Genomic DNA, 18,891 nt, shown 5'->3' on the forward strand with positions numbered 1-18,891 from the left:
GCATGGCACACACCGACCGTTTGATCAGCCACCTGCCCAGCCTCTACCGGCCCCAGGCTGGAGACGCGGGGATACTCAACGACCTGCTGGGCCAGTGGGGCGCGGAGCTCGATAACATCAGCGACCAGATGACCCAGGTAATGCAGGCGCACTGGCACGGCACCGCGGATCGCGCGATCTATAACCCCTACTTCAATCGCACCCGCCAACAGCAGAAGCTGCCACCGCTGTCTGCCAACTCCCCACTGCTGGAGGAGCGCCGCCTGCTGAATGAATTCCCGTATATCTGTGATCTTGCCCGGCTGGGTGCCCTGCTTGAGCTGCCCGTCTGGCGCGAGCCGCCTCAACTGCGTGAGAACGTAGAAAGCTACCGGGCGCGGCTGCAGAAAATGTTCCTGATTTATCGCAACGGCCTCGGCACCCTCGCCGCGCTGCGCGCGATGGTGGAGGCCAGTTTGCCCCTGGCGATGGGGGTACCGGTGGTACACCGGCACCGTCCCTTCGCGATTGAAGAATATGCCCCGCTGGGCCTGACCGAGGAGGCGGCAATCGCGCGCGGCGCACCGCTGGATGCCGTCGGCCCGTTGATGCGCTGGGAGTTGCACAACCAGGGACTCCAGGCGAGCGCACCGACGGCCTATATCGAGGGTGTCACCCCCGTTGCTGGCGAGTACGCCGCCACTGAACGCCCCGCGCTGGAGCTGATGGGCGCCCCGGGCCAACCCTCTGTAAGCCTTGCCTACCACCAGTCGCTCGCCCCCGGTGACGTACTGCGCCTCGCTCCCGTAGCTATGGGATTTCTCGCCACCGGCAACGACCTGTTGCAGGCGCAGGGCAGCGCAGCCAGCACCTTAGCGAATACCAGGGCCGATAGCGGCTGGCAGGCGCTGGCAGAGTTCACCGGCACCTCAATAACGCACTTGGCGCAAACCCGCGATCACACCCTGTGGGCAGTGGTCGACAATGCGGGTAACAGCGAGTTATGGCGCTACAAGGGCGCCAACTGGCTGCGGGTCCAAAGTGGTTTTGCGTTTGCCAATATCACCCTGTTGCGCGCGCTGGACTTCGAACTCTTTATTGGCGACGCCAACGGGCTGCACATTATTCATTGCCTGCCGGAAGTGGAAGATGACTACACCCTGCAAACCAGCCCCTGGTTCAACAGTGCGGTGTACGACATGTTGCTGGACGACGGATTACTCTGGTTTGCTACCGAACAAGGGGTGTTTACTGCGACTCCAAACGCGGCCACCGCCAGCGCCACGCCCCTGCAATCTCCGACTTACTGTATTGCCATTCACGCGCAACGCTCATTGTATTTTGGCGGTGCTCTGGGTGTGGTGCACCTGCATAAAGGCTACAACCGCTGGACCCACTTAATCGCCGAATCGGCCAGCGACCTCGACCCCGCGTGGCAAACGTTTAACAGCGCCGCGCCCGCCACCAGCTATGTGCCGCCGGTTAGCGCCATTGCCAGCACCGCCGACGGCGCCCTGTGGCTGGGCACCGCGCAGGGGCTGGCAAGATTTTTCGCGGCCCGCAGCAGCACCAGTGGCCTGGTTTACAGCCCGCGCCTGCAGGCGTTTCCCGACCTAATGCCCGGGCGGGTAACCACCGTCGCCAGCGACCCCAGTGGCCTGGTGTGGTTTGGCGGTGAAAACGGCTTGTTGCGCTTCGATGGACGCGATTTTCTCGAGTACCTGGAAGCCGAAGACATCTGGCAGTCCCTCGGCGCGGCCGATGCGATCTACCCTGACGACGTGGACCCCGCTCCCCGGGATCGCTGGCGCTTCAACACCACCCTGCTGGAACCTGCGTGGGAGCAATTTGACAGCACCAACCGCAGCTGGAACCAAACAGATACACCTGTACGCAGCAACGGCGGTCGCGAAGTGAACGCGCTCCTGTGGTGTCACAGCCTGCGGGCCGATCTGGGCAGCTGGAACGGCGCCAACTTTGTTCCTAGTGCAGACTCCGCGGTGCCGCTCACCGAATTCAGCGTACGGGTAAAACGCAGCGCGACGGAGATCGTCAACGGCGGTATTCCCGCCCTGCCAATGCTACCCGCCGGGCGCAGTAGCTGGCGCTACCTGTCGCAGGAGGTGCCACCTCTCCAAGTGCCTGTCGAAACCCCATGGTGGAGCACCGAAGGTCGATTGGTGCCCAACGGCGGCGCCACTATCACCCCTTACCCTGGCCGTTTCCGGCTGGGCGGCCCTGACCCGGTCGCCAACTTGCCTGCCGGGCTGTTTGACGATGTGGTCTATGCCTATTTGCCCGCGGCTAAGGTGCGGTTTAGCTGGCCTGAGCAGCAACCGTTCAGCCTGCTGGTGCGCCTGACAGCAGTAGAGAAAGACGAAGTGATTCACCCCGCCGTGCTGGACAGAGTCTGGCAGGGAATGCAGAAAGTAAAACCTGCGGGCGCGCGATTGATGCTCGCCGTTGAGAACGACATTGTGAGAGGACTGGACGTATGACCATCGAAGCAGACCTGGCCGCCATGAACACCACTCTGGACGACCTGATTCCCAAACAGGATGGCAACCTGGTGCGCGCCAACGACTGGAACACGCTGGTAGAGCAGCTCAAGGTATTAGGTGGCATCGTCGCCACGCAACAAACGGAACTTGGGCGCCTGGATGATATGGACGCACAACTTGCCGCGCTGGATGGACGGGTAACCTCGATTGAGAACCTGCTCGGTACGGACGACAACGCCGGTTCAGTACTGCCGCGGCTACAGGATCTGGAAGCCAACAAACTGGATCGCACGACCTTCGAGCAGTACCAGGCCACCCTCGACCCGTTGTTACTGCAATACACCGTCACCCTCGCGACGGACGACACTCACTACCTGTTGGGTGAGGTTGCCACCCTCACCGCAACCGTGCGCCGACTCGACGGCAGTGCCGTCACCACCCGGCCGTGGCTCGACTTTCTGGTGAGCTGGGGCGACATTCAGGCCGTCAGCGGGTTCGACACGCGCCCCGGCGCTGGCGGTCGTTCGGTGTCGGTGCGCACCGATACCAGTGGGGTTGCGCGCGTGCGCATCAAGGCGGAAACACTGGCATCCACCTCCGATACCATCGACGGCGATATGAGCGCATTTTTCGCGACTGAAATCAGCACGCAAGGGCAATCCAAATCCATGCGTCAGGCGGTGTTGGATGCAGCCAATCCACAAGATAACTTTATGCCAATAATGTACGCACAGACTACCCAGCGCTATGACGCGGGCGCCGCCAGTCTGCAATACGTGGCCGATAAGTACTACCAGGGTAAATACCGGGTGCCGGATCGCGATTTGTGGTTTCCCACCGGTCGCTGGAACGACCATCGCGCCACCATCGCGGTATTCGCCAAGGACGACAGCGACCCGCAAACGCCGGATTTCGGCAAGGGCGTGAGCTCCATTCAAATTAACTTTCGCGATTGGGTCGGCCCCTGGATTAACGACTACCAGCCAGACCTCCCCCATGTGGAAGACTGGCCATGGGTTGTCGAGATACCCGACATTTTGCGCGACCCCCAATACAACCCGGATATTTTGATCGATTACCTGGACGACCATATGGACGGCCTGGGGCTTATCGGCAAACACAAGGTTTTGGAATCGGTGGGTGCGGCGATGGGGCGCGCGGGCGGCCAGGGTATCAACCCGAACGCGGGCCCGTTAATTAACGTGGTAAAAGACGCGGTTAAAACCCAGAAAACCCTGGACCTCATTGCCTACGACGACAACGCAGGCTTAGGCCGAGGGTTAAGCGCGGTCGCGCAAGCGGTACAACACGCCGCAGGTACGGGCAACGTTCAGGGCCAGGTATTGTCGATGGGAACCCAGGTATCAGACATCGGCAGTAAAGCCAGCAGCCTGGAATCGAGCTACAGCGTGCTCAACAGCCGTGTCAATGAATCTACCGCGCAGGGCGAGAATATGATGCTGGCGCTCGGCTCTATCGACAGTAAAGTCGGCAATATCAATATTGTCGATGCCGATAGTGTGCGCGGTTCCGTCTCGGCCATTAAAGCCGATATCGCCGCGCTGCGGTTTAATCTGGAAAGGTAGCGGCATACCGACATGCCCACGTATTTTTTTAGCCCGGACGATTTCACGCCAGACCAGGCGCGAGTAATACTCGGTTACCTGAACAGTACCGATGATCCCGCTGCGATTGCCAGCCGCATTGAACTGGAAAACGAGCTGGATATCGGTATCGGTCTGGCCAAACGCATTATCCAGCAGCGCAAACAACTCGGCGGCGCCTTCAGCACACTGCAACAGGTGTACGACGTTCCGTATATTGGGCCTGAACGATTCACCGAAATTGCGGTGGCCTTACTGGGTCTTTCGCCCGGCGGCGATGAGCCCCTGACACTGCCAGCAGACGACGAGCTCAACAGCGAAATCGCCCAACTGCGTCAGCAATTAGCGCGGCTTGAGCAACTGGTAACCCAGGCGCAAAGCTCCCGGCCCACCGCAGGCACACCCGCGCCGGCGGCGAGTCAACGCATTGCACTGCGGGTACTGCAGCGCGATGTTTTTCTCGGCCAGCATGTCACCATCGAAATTTACGCCTACAACGAACAGACCGGCCAAGCGCTCGCCGATCAACCGGTTACCGTCACGACCAACTGGGGTGTACTGCAATACCAACAAGGATACAGTCGCTACCAGGACGCCGTGGTAGAAGTGCGCACCGACATAGCGGGTAAAGCCAAAATTAAACTGCGCTCGCCCACTTTCGAAACCCTGACTCAAGAGCAACAACTGGCACTGGAGGCGGCGCTGCTGCAGCTCGATGCAACTGCGCCTACCCCTGCGGCCATCCGCGAGCAATTGCAATCGCTGGTATTGAATTACCGACTGGAAAATAATCTGCACCTGCGCAAAGCGGTGGATATTTATTTCAACGCTCAGAAAACCGCGTTGGTGGAATCGGTAAACCGGCGTTATTTCAGCGACAACTGGCAGTTCCACCACGCGCTGGTCTGCGCGTATCTGCACGAACCGGCAAGCATGCACGATCTCGGCATGGAAAGCGGCGCGGGCAACGGCCGTGTTGCCACCCTTTCCACGGTGAAAGTGCGCCTCAAAAACTGGGTGGGCGCTTGGTATCAGACCTATCTGGAATTTTTGGAAAACGGCAATCAGTTTTCTGAGCGGGTTAAAAATCTCTCAGCCAACGTCGCTGACGGTGGCCGCCTGATTAATGGCGTACTCAGTGAAATGAGTCGCTGGACACTCGGCGAACGCGGCATTGCCGGCAGTGTTATCGGCGAGAAATCCACCGAACTCGTGGTCCATAAATTTCTCGCCGAGGACATTCAAGACCTGCCCACGCAACAACAACTGCAACTCTACTCCGCGCTCTCAGTTGCCGTGCGCCCCAGTGCGGTGACACAAGTGGGCACACTACAGGCCGTGGCAGATACCCAGTTGGTACTCACCGAGGAAATCAGCGCGCGCTTTGATGGTGTCGAGGATTTGGGTGTGTTAACCCAGGACCTGCGCGACAGAATAGATGGCTTCGACCTTCACTACGGCGAGTTCCAAACCCGCCTCGATCAATTTAATGCGAATTACGCAAGCTTTAATAACCAGCGCGCGCAATTTAATAGCGACCTCACCAACTTTAACTCCCAGTACGCCACGTTTAACGCAGACTATTCAAGCTTTAATAATGATTATTCGAATTTCAACAACACCTATCTCGAGTTCGACGCTGACTATGCCAACTTTGCAGTGAATTACAACAGCTTTAATACCGGGCTTGCAGATTTCAATACAAAATACAGTGGCCTGGATATGCGCATGACAACCATCGATGCGCAACTCAGTAGTGTTAATACAACCGTCGCCGGTGTTACCACCGACCTCGGCGATTTAAGAAACAACGTGCAGCGCATTGATGCGCGAATCATCGACCCAAGGTAACAAAACCCGGACGTAAAATTATGCAGGCAAGCTTGCGCAATCCCGATAGTCAGGAACTCGTTGCACCCGAGAACAGCTTTTTTCAGGTAGTGGATTTACTTCACTTCAAAAAAGATTCCATGGCTGACAGCCTGCTGCTCGACGATTTAAACCTGGAGGGCCAGTTCGAAGCAATGGAAGTTGACGTTCTGGCGGCTTCCGCGCCGATTAAAGCCGTACTGGAGAAGCCCGACGCAACCACCTGGATAGTCCGCCTGCCACGGCCAATGCCGCTGCGCCGCATCCATGTACGAGAGACAACCGCACCAACCATGTTCGCGGCGGAAACATTTATTCAAGCCGGATTTTTGGATTTTTTAATCGCGGAGGGCGTGCATAGCCTGAGTGCTGCCGCTGTCGTAAATGAAAAGACGGCCAAAATTCGTGATCAGGTTGCTAAAAAAATTGCCAAAGGAGAAATTATAAAAATAAGTGCGGGCAGCATCGAAATTTACCCTGTGGTGGGCGACACCATTATGTCGCAAAGCATCGCGACTGTGACGAATAACAGCGTGATAAACGATCTGGTTCTGGAGGCGTTTGCGGTACGTGCGCAGGACGCATCGCCCTCCTCCCGGCTTAAATTACTCGCGGCCCAGCATCAGATTTCCGTTTCTGTCCACTGTATGCCACAAGCGCTGGAGCTGCGTGTGGCCCCTGTTGAAAATGACGATGTGCCGCAGCTCGAAAAAAATATACTGGGCAAAAACCTACTGGATAAAAGTATAAAAATACCGGGCCTCGCATTTCCGTCCAACCAGGAAACAGTTCCGCTAACCGGCGCCGGCGGCGCATGGAAAAAAGCCGCGCAGCAGTGTATCGACGAGCATTTCACACGCGACGACAGTGCCGACTACACCCTCGCAATTATTATGCGCTCCGAAAACCCCTGTCGCTTTACCCGCAGCCTTTTTAGCAATCATTATCGGCTGGGGTTTCGCGACACTCAGATGTACACCAATGCCAACCAGGAGACCGTTAATACCCAGGCTTTCGACGGCGACCACTGGCAAAGCCAGGCGTTTTCCATTCAAATACCCGTCAACTGTATTCTGCGAAGCGCGGTGTTACCGTTTAAGCAAACCTTCAATAAAAAACCTTTTGCCCTCGTTAACGACGCGCAACCGGAAAACCTTTCCGCAACCAGTCGCGGGGTTAAGATTAACGCCGAACTATGGACCGGCGGGCTGTTTAATGTGACGACAGCACAGGCGGTGGATTATCTGCTGGTGCCACTTATGGCGACCGCCGAAAACACGACCTGTGCACTGGAAATTCGTGAGGACCGTAACGGTCATCCCTCCGGCGCGATCATTACCGCGCAATCGCTGCCCATAAACTCCGTCGGCAGACGCGCGTGGATGTCGATCCCCCTTGCGGAAACACTGTCGCTATTTACCGGCAAACTCTGGTGGTTGCTAAAAACGCGGCAAGGCAGTGCCGTGCAGTTTGTGCGCACCAGTGACCCGCAACAAAAGATCGTGTATTTTCATATCAGTGAAACTGGCGGGCCAGGTCGAGTGGCTCGGGTGAGCAAGGCGGCAGGGGTACAACCGTTATTTGCCAAAACCCGCAAAGACGGGAATCAGCTACACGCGTTTTTCGAAGCACCCGCCGCCAGCTCGCCCCAGACCATATCGCCCGGCGCAAATCAATGGCATTTTGACTTGCTCCCTCAATTGCAGGCCAGTCAATCAGCGCTCGAGACATCGGCAAGGATTCATATTGCCAGCCTGCTCAAAGGCAAGGCGCACCTGCACCCGGTAGAGTTAAGCTACGAATTGCCATCACCGGTTTAAGGCACAGTGCGCTGGAATGGATGTATCATGCGGGGCTATGAAGGCGTAGTGTTACTGCGTCTGAAGTGCATTTCTGTGGCTTCACGGGAAATAGAGGCACTATCAAAAATTTCAGCCATAGACGCCTGCAACAAATAAGCGGCGTGAGCGCGATTTTTTGCTTTTAACTTGATAAGTAAATTGTGTACGTGATTTTTAACTGTCGAGAGTTCAATACACAAGGTACGGGAAATTTGTTTGTTGGACTGCCCCTCGGCCAACAAGCCAATCACTTGCCGCTCGCGGGGAGTTAAGCACCAGTAGAACGCCTGCCCTTCGGCAATAGAGGCAGCAGCATGCTTAACATGTGTTTCGTTTTTGTTTTCTGGATCTGGTTGGTAAACCTCGCGCAGGGGCGCGGTGCGCAAGGTATTGAGCAGCACTCCGGCTATTTCCGGCGGACAATGGCATTCGCCCTGCGCGGCGTCTTTAATCGCGGCCATCAATTCATCCACGCTCGCCTCGCGCGACACGTAGCAGCTTATCCCAGCTTTCGCATAACTCACGATATTGGGTTCATCGCTACCTACACCTAACGCAACCACCGCGACAGGTGTTGGTAACTGACTTATTTCGGTTGCGATTTCGCAGCTGGTACTGGTGGTCATATCCAACAGAACAACGTGAGGCCTGTGCGAATAGTAGGGAGCAATGTCGTCGTGGCTGCAGCTTACCGCTGCGATTACCTCAGTCGAGTTTTTTGCCGACAGAATCTGACGCAGCCCTTCGCGATATATTTTTATATCAGACACGATAAGAATTTTGATCATCAGAAAGCCTCCGTGTTTCGTAATGTCGGTGTCCTACGCTACGGTACATATCAACCGAGATCCAACAACAAAGAACTTCCACTATTCTCTAGTGGTCACCCACTTTGGACTACAACGTCGGGCAACAAGTAGTGATGAAAATAATAAACACTTCAGAATAGATAACTGTGAATTATTCACAAATCAGGGTGTGAATAATTGATCATGTAGAAATACGTGCAATATGCACCTGCCCGGCAGTTAAACAGCCTGTATATCTAACAAAAACGACCGTTCGATTTGGCTCGTTAACATTTATCTCAATTGCGCGTGGCAGCCAAAATGCGTAAATCCTAATTTATTCTTCAACTCTCAGCCTTCACCTCTCAGTCTTCAGCTCTCAGCCTTCAAACCCAGCCCTAAAACTCAGTCTTAACATTCAGGCTTAAACCTCTGTCACTTGTATACCTCGGATCATTGCTTCACCCGTTAACCAGTTCAGCGCTTTAACATGTCACCGTTTCACCAAACCCGACACACCACCGCGTGGCTCTTCGGTTGTTCCAGTATATGCTGCGATTTGCACGTGCGGCGCCACGAACGAATAAAAACCACGCTGGATCACAGAACAGTTCGCGATAAGACTGCGCTTTTAAACAGCGGAGGAAATTAATGTGATAACACCAAAAGCGGAACTGCGCCGAACGGAGCTGATTGAGTGGCAAATGTGGGTAAAGCCGCGCGTATCGACTGGCCGATACGCGCGGTGAGGACTATCAGGAGGGGACGAGATCGAAGGTGTAACGCAACTTGGTTTGCTTCACATCCAAAGCACCAAAGTTAATAAGCTTAATTCTGGCAAGTAAACGTTCTTCTAACGCCGGGTTACCCAATTCGCTTGAAACGATCTTGGCACTGGATATACGGCCGTCTGGTTCAATAACCATTTCCACCACAACGCGACCTTCCAAAGCGGGGTCTTTACGCAATGCGCGGTTGTACATGTTGAAGATCGCCGATTTGTTGCGATCCATAACCTTGCGCATCTGCTCTTCGCTACGGCTGCCACCCGCTTTTTCCTGCTGCTGTGCAATAGCTGCGGTTCCCTCTGGTGTGGTGAGCTTGCTGTCAACCTGGGTATTCTGCTTGCCAGACAAAGCAACGCCACCGGTGTTGCGACTCAAGTCAGAGGTTTTAATACCACCGCTTCCGGCTTTGGCTTTTCCTGCAATTACAGAGCGATCAATCTCTGCGGCCTTGCCGGTCGACTGAGTCACATCCGCGTTGACTTCCGAAAGATCGAACGAATCGCGCATCTCGGAGGCGAGATCGGCAAACTGACTGATTTCCGCCTGCGCCGCTTCACGCGCTTTTTCCACCAGCTTGGCTGGCGCCGGGGTTGGTTTTACCTCGGGCGTCGGTTCAGTTTTCGGGGCTGGCGTTGGCTCTGGCTTTGGTTGCTCCTGTTCCGGTTCCGGCTTTTCCTGCTCCGGCTCTGGCGTTGGCTCAGGCGTCGGCACCGGCGTTGGTTTTGGCAATTCCTTTTTCTCGATAACTACTCGTGCCAGCTGGGGAGGAAGCTTTTCGAGATCTTCCCGCTTTTTCTCCGGAACTTTGATCAACGGCACCGCAATACTGACAATAAAAAACGGAATCAACAACAGCGCAAAAATTTTCCAAAAACGCCGGTCATCCTCAATGGTTGAGCTCCAAGGCAATTGGAGGTTTGGTGTGCGCAAAATAATTGTTGTCACATCAACCTCCCACTGCCGGGCTGTCTGCGACGGCCTCATCGGGAACCTGGCTGACCGCAAGCGAAATATTGCGGTAATCCGCTTTGGCGCACGTGGTCATAATTTTTTTAAGCAGATTATAGGGAATGGTTTTATCCCCCATGATGGTCACATCGCGGCCGGCTTCCTCTGCTTCCTTGTCTGCATAGGGTTTGCGTTTGGCGAGGTATTCCAACTCGTCTTTCAATGGGGTGATTTCGCTCGCTTTATCGCGCTCAATCGCGGCGAGGTCTGCCACTTTACGACCACCGACCAAGAGCGCGTCTGTGGTAACCGTCACCACCAGTGTTTCTTCCGGCTTTTTCTCGGCAATCGATTCGGGCAGTTTAATATCCTTGTTGGACTGCAACACTTCGACATCCGACGAATTCACCAACAGGAAGAACACCAGAATGGTAAAGATGTCCATCAGCGAGACCAGATTTAACTTGGGTACGCCTTTATGCCGCTTGTTATTGCGCGCCATGCGCTTAGCGTGTACTGATTGTCTCATTGCTGTGCCCCCGGTAAATCTGAGGCTTCTTCTACCGGTGCATCACCGAGAGAAATAGCAGGGAACAGTTCCGCATTGACCAGCGATGCCGCAACCACAGTTTTGAAACTGCGCACAGTATCCATGGCTTTAACAATGGTTTGGTAGTCGGTATCCGGCTGCGAAAGAATAAGAATATCTCTCTTCTCCTTACCGTTGGATTTGAGCACTCGCTTTAGTTCCTGAAGCGTGAGGGAGAGCGTTTCGAAGTCGTGCACCTGCTCGCCATTCTCCGCGTCAGCAATTTTAGGGATGCGTTTTAACGGCGCGCCAGCAGGATAGTTCACTACCAGTTCGTCTGGTTCGATCACCAGCTCGATGCCATCATTTATTGGGTTTTCCGATGCGGGTGCTGAGGAGGAGGCAACGTCAGGCAACGTCAGATCGAGTACAGTCACGTGTGAAAACACCATACTCATCAACAGCACCGGCACCAGAATAATCATCAGGTTCATAAACGATGTAATATCGAGATCCGCTTCCTGATTTCTTGATCGTTTTATTCGCATGAAAACCGCCGTGGGCTTGAAATTAACTGTTTAAACCAGATTACCGGGCTACTTCACCGGTGGCGCGAGGACGCGCAGCAAACACGTTGGTGTTGCTCATGGTGTTTAAACATTTAACGCCAGCCATTTCCAGGCTATCGATAATTTCGGTGGTTTTGGATTGCAGCATTGCGTGCGCGAGCAGCAAAGGAATTGCAGACATCAAACCGAATGCGGTGGTGTTCATCGCAACAGAAATACTTTGTGAAAGTAAGTTGGCTTTCTCCGCTGGGTCCGCGTTGGCAACTGCGGTAAACGCCGCGATCAAACCCATAATGGTTCCCAACAGCCCAAGCAGGGTTGCAATATTGGCGAGCGTGGCCAGGTAAGGTGTGCGTTTTTCCAGGCGGGGTACCGCTTCCATCACGCCTTCTTCCATCGCAAATTCCACTTCTTCGCGACGCGGCGTTTGCTGCAAGCGGGCGATACCAGCAGCGACAATGCGGCCAACCGGCGCTTTACTCTGACGCGCAATTTCCACAATGGATGCAAAATCCTTTTTTTGCAGCAGAGGCAGAATGCGATTAAACGTGCGGCGGTTGCTCGCCTTCGCGGTTGTTAAAAATAACCAGCGCTCCACAGCCAGCGCTAAGCCGACCACAAGAACCAGCGCGATGGGATACATAAAAGGACCACCGCTTTGAAAGAAATTTACAACTGTATTCATGGAACAAGTGCCTCCGAAAAGAATGCCTGATAATTTATTTTTGGTGAAGTTCGTCGATAAATTTGAGTTCACGCAGATGCTCGCTGCGTTCTACGTGACCAAAAATTGCGTTGGTTTTGCCATTTAAAGGCAAATATAAAATTGCATCGTCGTCAGCCTGCTTCCAGGGCACGATGTAAATAACCTTGGGTTGCTCCTGGTTGCCGGTAACCGTTGCTCCCATTTCTACCACTTCGGGCTCCTGTGCTGCAGTCACTAACGAGAGCAACAAACTGCAGACAAAAAAACTGGATCTCATCATTCTGTGGCGGCCTCTGGTTGAGCGTCTTCAACTCGACGCTCCAAATCTATAATCCAACCTTTAAGCTTACGATCCTCTTCAGGCAAAATCTTCGCCAGAAGCTGATATTGTGCTAACGCCTGTGCCAGCTTGCCCATGTAGAGGTCGTAAAGAATGCCCAGGTTGCGCAGCGCGTCCGGGTTGTGCGGCCACACCTCAAGGGCTTTAAGATAAGTGGTTTCAGCCTCAGCAAACTTGCCCTGCTCCCGATACAACACACCGAGATGCGTATAAGCGTCGCCATTGAGGGTATTAACATTAATCGCCTTTGTAAAACTTGCTTCAGCGTCTTGCCATTTTTTCTGCTGTGCCTGCGCAATGCCTAAATTTACCCAGGGCCCGGACAAGTTTGGCCAGGTTTCGGTCAACAGAAACAGCATACCTTCGGCTTTTTCCCAGTCGCCATTTTCCATCGCCGTCAGCGCACGATTAAACTCTGCGGCGGCTTCGCGAGGAACATCCACCGACTGCGCTAAATAGGGGTTGGGGAGTGCGGCAATTTTTTCGGTTCCGTCCGATTCAGACTGAACCTCGGTTTCGTCCGCCGCCGAATCAACGGCTTTTTTCCCAGCCATTTCACAGGCGGACAACACCACTGCCAGCGCAATAATTAACAGTCGCTTAGTGCAGGCCACGACTCACCTCCCCCTGGGCTTCAGTTTTACCGTAACGAGCAGGTAACAACTTGGCCAGCGCATCGAAGCTGTGTTTTACACCGTCGTCGTAGAGGCCTTCCCATGCGCGTTGTGCGTTGTTGGCATGGATATCAATCGCTTTTTCTTCAAACGGGTAGGCTTGCTCTTCTAACAAGATTTCGTATTGCTCCAGCGCCAGCACATCCAGCCCCGGTGGACGTTGCGAGTCCATCAGGTCGCGACTCAGTTGCGCGTACAACATACCGATCCGGTAATTCGCTTCGGTGGTAAATTCCGCAACGCCGTAATCGAGCACCGCGCGATAGGATTTCAAAGTTTGATCCATCGCGGCTTTCTTTTTGCGCAAGCTTTTCTTAATAGGCAAGGTCAATTTAACACTGTTGAATCGGTTGTAATCATCTTCGGCAAATTCCGCGGTTGCCATCGCAGCCAGATAGCGCGAACGATCGGTGCGCGCGCTACCGGCGGCCTTGTCGGCTTTTACCAGTTCCTTCAACCAGTAATAGCGCTTACTGGATTCACCGCTTTCACCGTACAAGCTCACCAGCTTGAAGCGCGCTTCGGTGGCGATATCAAAAGGCGCGGGGTACTGGTTCGCGTAGCTGCGGTACTGCTCCAGTGCACGCGCTTTATCGCCAGACTTTTCGTAAAGCTCGGCAGACAAATACAGCGATTGCCGCATCACCTCGGGGTCACCGGATTTCGCCATTACCGCGAGTTGTTGTGCAGCTTTATCCCACTGTTCAGTTTCCTGATAAATCATTGCCAGCTTGGGAGGTAGCGTGGCAGTCAGTTCATGCTCTGGGTAGCGGGTGCGGAAATCCAACAGTACCCGCTCAGCCTCGCTCCAGTTTTTCATGTCCATCAGCAAGTTAGCTGCGTCGTAACGCGCTTTAATCGCGATGGTGGTGCCCGGAGCCACGCTGGCAATTTGCAACATTTTCGCAACAGCTGGCATCTTGTCGCCCGCGGCAATTTGTTGCTCGGAGGATTTATACATGCTGGCCGCAAGCCGTTCGGTCACCGACTCCCGCTCGGGATCTTCCTCGGGCAATAACGTCAGAACCTGACGGTAAGCAGCATCCGCTTCGTTAAAATTACCCAGATCGAATTGCGAATGCCCGAGTACCAGCCAGGCTGTTTTTTGCAGGGACGCCGGCGGCGCGGGCTGCCATTGCGTCATGCGCGTGGCAATCGACACTGCACGCGGTAAATCGCCCTGCTGAAATACATCCTGCGCGGCCTTGGTTAACACCGGCGCCGCGCGGCGATCTTCCGGATAATAATCGGCAAAACTGATGGAGCTGTTAATTTTGTGCGTGCGCCACTCGGCCAACTGCGTTTGATCAGCTTCGCTGGTAACAGTAAAACCGTCGATTAATTCCTGCATCGCGATAAGTGCCGCATAACCCGCTTCGCCACCGTGCTCTTTGTCCAGCAGGTCGTAAGCGACTTTTTCGTAGGCCACAATGGCAGGACGCAATTGACCGGCTTCATAGTTGGCCTCTGCCATCAGGTAGGTCATTTCACCGGTTTTTTCATCGCCGGGGAAGGTGGCAAGAAATTGTTCGTAATAGCCTGCAGCTAACAGAAAATAGGTTTGCGGTGTTTCGTCCGGCAGTTCAAAGCCGGGTTTTTTGCCATTCGCTTTTGCCGCCTGATAACGCGCAACCTGTTTTTTCAAGTCCTGCGCGCTGGCGTGGTAATAGCTGGAAAGTTCTTCCAGATAAGTATGCAATTGCGGCAACAGCATTTTGCGCTGATCGTCGCTTCGGCTCTGCCAATAACTGCTGTATACACCGTAGTCTTTTACGTATTGCTCTTTGGCAGGAAGAATCTCGCTCGGAAAATTGCCTTTCATTAAGACATCAATTGCACGAACGGCAAACAGAGGGGCGTAGTCGGTTTGCGGAAAGGTTTTTATGTAGTGACTGAAGGTATCGGCACTGTCGCGGAACCGCTTTTTCTCCAGGTACAACTCACCGAGCTGCATATAGAGGAGGTGCTGATAGTGGCGCTGCCCCAGATCGTTGTAGATACCGGTGATCGCCTCGGCACCATCGAGGTAAGAAAATACGATCCCCATGACCCGCAAGGTATCGCCGACCATATTGCGATCGCTGCTGGAAAGGTCTGCCAGGTTCGCGTCTGCATTGGCGAGCTTGCGGTCGAGAACAACGGTAAACGATTCAATCGCTGCGCGATTATTGCCGCGCTTAAATTCCGACCAACCGTGCATGTAGACCGCGTTTTCATAAAACGGGGTGTTCTCACCGGCGTCGACCACCTGCTGATACAGTTTTTCTGCCTGCTCGTAATCGCCGTAGGTAAACGCTTGTTCAGCGCGACGAAACTCTGCTTCTGCCGCGTAAGCAGACTCCGGATAGGACTCAACCAATTCTGCCAATACCGCATCGGAGGCGGCCATGCGGCCATCCAGCGCATAGGCTTTAGACAAACGGTACAACAAGCGCTCGTTAGACATCAGCTCGCCGTTAATTGGGCGCTCCTGATTCAGCTTGATCAGCTCTTCATACATCGACACCGCATCGCCAAAAAATTCTTTTTGGGTTTGTGCATCCAGTTGGTCCTGTTCGCTGCGCTTCATTTCAAGGTCCGCTAAACGCACCAAAATCTGGTGGCGCACAGCGGGATCGGTGGCAACATCTAATGCCGCGCGATAACTGTCCTCTATCTGATCCATGGTGGTCGGTTCCACCGGCATTGGATCGCGGGGAATTTCCGCTTCGCTCATGTCTGCAAGCGTTTTTCCATAATTCGGTTCACCGAGGCCTAACCAGGCACAACCCGCGAGTGTATGAACTGCAACGGCCAACGCGATTAATCGATACGGCTTCACTTATCGCGCTCCATCTCTGCTTCGGTTTTTTGTTCGAGCACTCGCACATCCGAGTGTTTGAGAGACTTGTCGTACAGGCGGGCCACCGACAGGCGACTTTGCGCCAGATAACTTTGAATCCGGTCGCGTTGCTGACTCAAGGTACCCACGACCTGAGTCCGCAGATCTGCTTTCGCAGCGGCGACAGCCAGATCGACTTCGGCACTCTGCGCTTCAAGTTTGACTTGGGCGTCGTTAATGCGCGCGCGGTAAGGGGCCAGATCGGGTGCGGACTGAAGAATGTCTTCAACCGCGTGATAATTCTTTTTCAACTCAACAATTGTACTGTCGAGACTGTTGAGCGTTTTAACCGCACGCCATAAACGGTCAGTAAATTTTTCCGAGGCTTGCCACAATAAAATACCGTAATAGCGCCGCAAGGCTTCGGCGGAGTCTTCAATAAACGGGTCTTCATCACGCAAATACGGCACCCGTGCGAGCGAGCGTTCGGTGCGTTTGATCAGGTCCGCCTCGTCGCCCTGAGCTAAGGCGAAATAATCTTTTTCGGCCCCAATGCGCTCGATCTGCTGCGAAAGATTCTTGCGCGCGTCTTCCAAATCAGAAATCTGCCAGGCCAGTTTATCTTTTGCCAGCAAACCGGATTTATTGTCGCGGTCTGCCGCGCGTTCATCCAGCATGGCGGAGTAAAATGCCATTTTGCTCTGCCACTCGCGATTATTTTTCTGCAGAGTCAGGAGCTCGCGCATCTGTTGAATACGCATCTGAAAGTCTTCACGCGCATACAACGCAACGAGGTAGGTACTGGTGGGGGAAAGCTGGTTTTTTTCCTGGTAGTTGAGCCAGTCGATACCATCCGCCGATTCGATTTCGAGGGCTTCCAGAAGACTATCGCCACTCAGGTTGGCAATCACATCGTCGAGCCGGGCAATCTCCGCCTCAAACCCGCTCACCGCAGTTTTATATTGTTGCAGGGCGATACCGTCGAGCGACATTTTCTCGTAAGCATAGGGCACGGCCATCAGGGCTTCCTGGCTGTTTTCATCCACCAGGTCAGCTTGCGCCAGCTTTTGCCAGGCACTCAACGCTTCTCGGTACAGGCCAATTTCCGTTGCCGCCCACCCATAGCCAAGCAGGGCGCGCCCAACCAGCGGACTTTCCAGGCGGACTTTGGAAAACTGCCGCATTGCCTTGCGGTGCTCGCCAGTCAACAGAAAGCAATAACCGGCGGCGGTCATCGCCTTATCGTAGAGCGCGCGATATTCTTCAGTCGGGAATTCTTTGTCCGCCAGCTTCTTGTAGTATTTGATGGCGTCGGCGAAATTCTGTTGCCGCGCAGCGAGAGAGGCGAGATTGAATTGCAAATACGGCAGCCAGTCTTCATCCACCTTATCGCGCTTAAGTTCGTCCTCGGCGCCTGCAAAGTCGTTTTGTTTGATCAGCAAATTAACTTTTTGCGCGGAAAGGTCACTTTCAATATTGCGGGTACTTTTTTTATCGCGGCTGGCAATTTTCGCCACCTGCTCGAGGGAATAATCCGCCCCGCTCCAGTCGCCCCGCATATAGCGCATGCGCGCCAGATAATACCAGGCCGCCACCTGTGCATTTTCCGGGACATTGCCGTCGAGCACATCTGTAAAAATATCTGCAGCATAGCGCTCCAGACCATAAGCAAGCGCGAACCCGCCTTCCATAATATCCGGGTTATCACCGTGCCCCTGAATACCGCCGCGCTCTTTCGCAATCAGTAATTCCGTCAACCCATCCAGGTATTCGGACTGATAATAGTGATAGAGCGCAACGCCATACCGCAGGTCCGCTACGTGGGTAAGAGGTTCGTCTTTCTCAGCGATCGCGCTCGAGCTAACAGCAATAGAGCAAAGCAGAAACAGCTGGAGGTAAAAGCGCGTTACAGCTCCCATTCTTTAAAATCAAACTCCGGCTGCATGTTGGCGGTGGAATCCCGGACACGGAGTTCCAGCATCTTGGGGTCGTCGTCTTTATCGATCATTAGGGTCGCTGCGCGTTTATATTCGCGGTCATCTGGCCCGATACCGGTAAAAAATGCGGTAATCTCATGTTCCCCAGATTTCAAATTACCCATGTAAAGGCGTTGAATCCCGCCACGGCTGAGCGCATCGTTTTGCCGCGCGGTGTACAGACTGCTGGCTACCAGCTGATCGTCGATGTTTAATTTCACCGCATCCAGGCGAAAGTAAGTACCAACATCGACCGATAAAAATACGACAATCTGCGTATTTGAAGGGAACAGCAGCTCTTCTTCCAGAATCAGCAGGTCGCGATTCAATTCGAGCGCGGCTTTTTTCAAATCCTCGATATCGCCGCTCAGGGGAGATTCAGTCTCCTCACTGACGGGTTCGGGTGGCGGATCAATCGGCGCCGGGGGCTCTTCTGCAAAGGCTCGTCCGACCGCAAACAGCGTGAGAAACACCACCAGCAAACCGCCTGGCACAGAAAATTCCACACGGCCGAGGCCGACATACTTACAAGCATTCCCCAGGTGAACACCTGCCAATATTTGACATAATCTACCGCTCAACGTCATTCTCCGTAGACACTTTTTCTTGCGACAATCGCCACAGGGTTGGTTACCTTAAGGGTTTTCCCGCAAAGCTGCGGAACATTTTTCTAACCGATCTGTGACACAGTTTTTATTGCCTGAAATTTATTGCGCTTATTCGACCACCCCCAAATGGGAATTGCCGATTCTTTCATCAGCGGCTGTAATAATTCCAATGCCAATGGAAAACCGTTTACACCACCGTTTCACGTTCTATGCCATTTTTTAGTGACAAAGCCGTGTCAACGCACGGTCAATTTTCGCCCAGTTGCTGCGAAATGCGCTAACTGTGGGGTTTTCCCCAACGTTATTTGGTAAAAATAAGATGCGCGCCAAAGGGTAGCCGCAGCAGTGAG

14 protein-coding genes are annotated in these 18,891 nt (G+C 54.0%); 4 read left to right on the forward strand and 10 right to left on the reverse strand.

Features of this window, described 5'->3' with window-relative positions; all coding sequences use genetic code 11:
• The first annotated feature begins 2 nt into the window (after nt 1–2).
• The 4 genes from TERTU_RS16570 to TERTU_RS16585 are packed head-to-tail and all read left to right on the forward strand — an operon-like array spanning nt 3 to nt 7,773.
• A complete protein-coding gene (locus TERTU_RS16570) occupies nt 3–2,477 on the forward strand; it encodes a ligand-binding sensor domain-containing protein (protein WP_015817973.1) in 2,475 nt (824 codons plus the stop codon).
• Complete coding sequence (locus TERTU_RS16575) at nt 2,474–4,066, forward strand: hypothetical protein (RefSeq protein ID WP_015820478.1); 1,593 nt, start codon at nt 2,474–2,476, stop codon at nt 4,064–4,066. Before TERTU_RS16570 ends, TERTU_RS16575 begins: the two co-directional genes overlap by 4 nt.
• Nucleotides 4,067–4,078: 12 nt before the next feature.
• The gene (locus TERTU_RS16580; RefSeq protein ID WP_015820146.1) at nt 4,079–5,935 is read left to right on the forward strand and encodes a helix-hairpin-helix domain-containing protein; all 1,857 of its coding nucleotides are present in this window, start codon (nt 4,079–4,081) and stop codon (nt 5,933–5,935) included.
• Nucleotides 5,936–5,955: 20 nt separating this feature from the next.
• Nucleotides 5,956–7,773 carry a hypothetical protein gene (locus TERTU_RS16585; protein WP_015818787.1) on the forward strand — a complete coding sequence of 606 codons (1,818 nt, stop codon included), beginning with the start codon at nt 5,956–5,958 and terminating at the stop codon, nt 7,771–7,773.
• Nucleotides 7,774–7,808: 35 nt separating this feature from the next.
• Here TERTU_RS16585 and TERTU_RS16590 read toward each other — a convergent pair whose 3' ends face one another.
• The 10 genes from TERTU_RS16590 to TERTU_RS16635 form a co-directional block, all read right to left on the reverse strand.
• Complete coding sequence (locus TERTU_RS16590; RefSeq protein WP_015816788.1) at nt 7,809–8,582, reverse strand: LuxR C-terminal-related transcriptional regulator; 774 nt, start codon at nt 8,580–8,582, stop codon at nt 7,809–7,811.
• 755 nt (nt 8,583–9,337) lie between these two features.
• Entirely contained in the window at nt 9,338–10,315 is a 978-nt protein-coding gene (locus tag TERTU_RS16595) for an AgmX/PglI C-terminal domain-containing protein (RefSeq protein ID WP_015817950.1), read from the reverse strand.
• A 1-nt stretch (nt 10,316) separates the two neighbouring features.
• On the reverse strand, nt 10,317–10,847 hold the full coding sequence (locus TERTU_RS16600; RefSeq protein ID WP_015818594.1) for an ExbD/TolR family protein: 531 nt from the start codon (nt 10,845–10,847) through the stop codon (nt 10,317–10,319).
• The gene (locus tag TERTU_RS16605; protein ID WP_015820717.1) at nt 10,844–11,395 is read right to left on the reverse strand and encodes an ExbD/TolR family protein; all 552 of its coding nucleotides are present in this window, start codon (nt 11,393–11,395) and stop codon (nt 10,844–10,846) included. Before TERTU_RS16605 ends, TERTU_RS16600 begins: the two co-directional genes overlap by 4 nt.
• A 40-nt stretch (nt 11,396–11,435) precedes the next feature.
• Nucleotides 11,436–12,101 carry a MotA/TolQ/ExbB proton channel family protein gene (locus TERTU_RS16610; RefSeq protein WP_018013786.1) on the reverse strand — a complete coding sequence of 222 codons (666 nt, stop codon included), beginning with the start codon at nt 12,099–12,101 and terminating at the stop codon, nt 11,436–11,438.
• 34 nt (nt 12,102–12,135) lie between these two features.
• Nucleotides 12,136–12,402, reverse strand: a complete 267-nt coding sequence (locus TERTU_RS16615; protein WP_015816847.1) for a hypothetical protein — start codon at nt 12,400–12,402, stop codon at nt 12,136–12,138.
• On the reverse strand, nt 12,399–13,076 hold the full coding sequence (locus TERTU_RS16620) for a tetratricopeptide repeat protein (protein ID WP_015817663.1): 678 nt from the start codon (nt 13,074–13,076) through the stop codon (nt 12,399–12,401). Before TERTU_RS16620 ends, TERTU_RS16615 begins: the two co-directional genes overlap by 4 nt.
• Entirely contained in the window at nt 13,063–15,957 is a 2,895-nt protein-coding gene (locus TERTU_RS16625) for a tetratricopeptide repeat protein (RefSeq protein ID WP_015817983.1), read from the reverse strand. Before TERTU_RS16625 ends, TERTU_RS16620 begins: the two co-directional genes overlap by 14 nt.
• Nucleotides 15,954–17,876: a tetratricopeptide repeat protein gene (locus TERTU_RS16630; RefSeq protein ID WP_015819755.1), complete on the reverse strand. Its 1,923-nt coding sequence runs from the start codon at nt 17,874–17,876 to the stop codon at nt 15,954–15,956. Before TERTU_RS16630 ends, TERTU_RS16625 begins: the two co-directional genes overlap by 4 nt.
• On the reverse strand, nt 17,864–18,490 hold the full coding sequence (locus tag TERTU_RS16635; RefSeq protein WP_041590293.1) for a hypothetical protein: 627 nt from the start codon (nt 18,488–18,490) through the stop codon (nt 17,864–17,866). Before TERTU_RS16635 ends, TERTU_RS16630 begins: the two co-directional genes overlap by 13 nt.
• Nucleotides 18,491–18,891 lie beyond the last annotated feature (401 nt).

The organism is Teredinibacter turnerae T7901 (assembly GCF_000023025.1).
GTDB lineage: Bacteria > Pseudomonadota > Gammaproteobacteria > Pseudomonadales > Cellvibrionaceae > Teredinibacter > Teredinibacter turnerae_B.

Coding starts and splice junctions, on each gene's coding strand:
- TERTU_RS16570 (WP_015817973.1), top strand. CDS start 3: ATGGCACACACCGACCGTTTGATCAGCCACCTGCCCAGCCTCTACCGG.
- TERTU_RS16575 (WP_015820478.1), top strand. CDS start 2,474: ATGACCATCGAAGCAGACCTGGCCGCCATGAACACCACTCTGGACGAC.
- TERTU_RS16580 (WP_015820146.1), top strand. CDS start 4,079: ATGCCCACGTATTTTTTTAGCCCGGACGATTTCACGCCAGACCAGGCG.
- TERTU_RS16585 (WP_015818787.1), top strand. CDS start 5,956: ATGCAGGCAAGCTTGCGCAATCCCGATAGTCAGGAACTCGTTGCACCC.
- TERTU_RS16590 (WP_015816788.1), bottom strand. CDS start 8,582: ATGATCAAAATTCTTATCGTGTCTGATATAAAAATATATCGCGAAGGG.
- TERTU_RS16600 (WP_015818594.1), bottom strand. CDS start 10,847: ATGAGACAATCAGTACACGCTAAGCGCATGGCGCGCAATAACAAGCGG.
- TERTU_RS16605 (WP_015820717.1), bottom strand. CDS start 11,395: ATGCGAATAAAACGATCAAGAAATCAGGAAGCGGATCTCGATATTACA.
- TERTU_RS16610 (WP_018013786.1), bottom strand. CDS start 12,101: ATGAATACAGTTGTAAATTTCTTTCAAAGCGGTGGTCCTTTTATGTAT.
- TERTU_RS16615 (WP_015816847.1), bottom strand. CDS start 12,402: ATGATGAGATCCAGTTTTTTTGTCTGCAGTTTGTTGCTCTCGTTAGTG.
- TERTU_RS16630 (WP_015819755.1), bottom strand. CDS start 17,876: ATGGGAGCTGTAACGCGCTTTTACCTCCAGCTGTTTCTGCTTTGCTCT.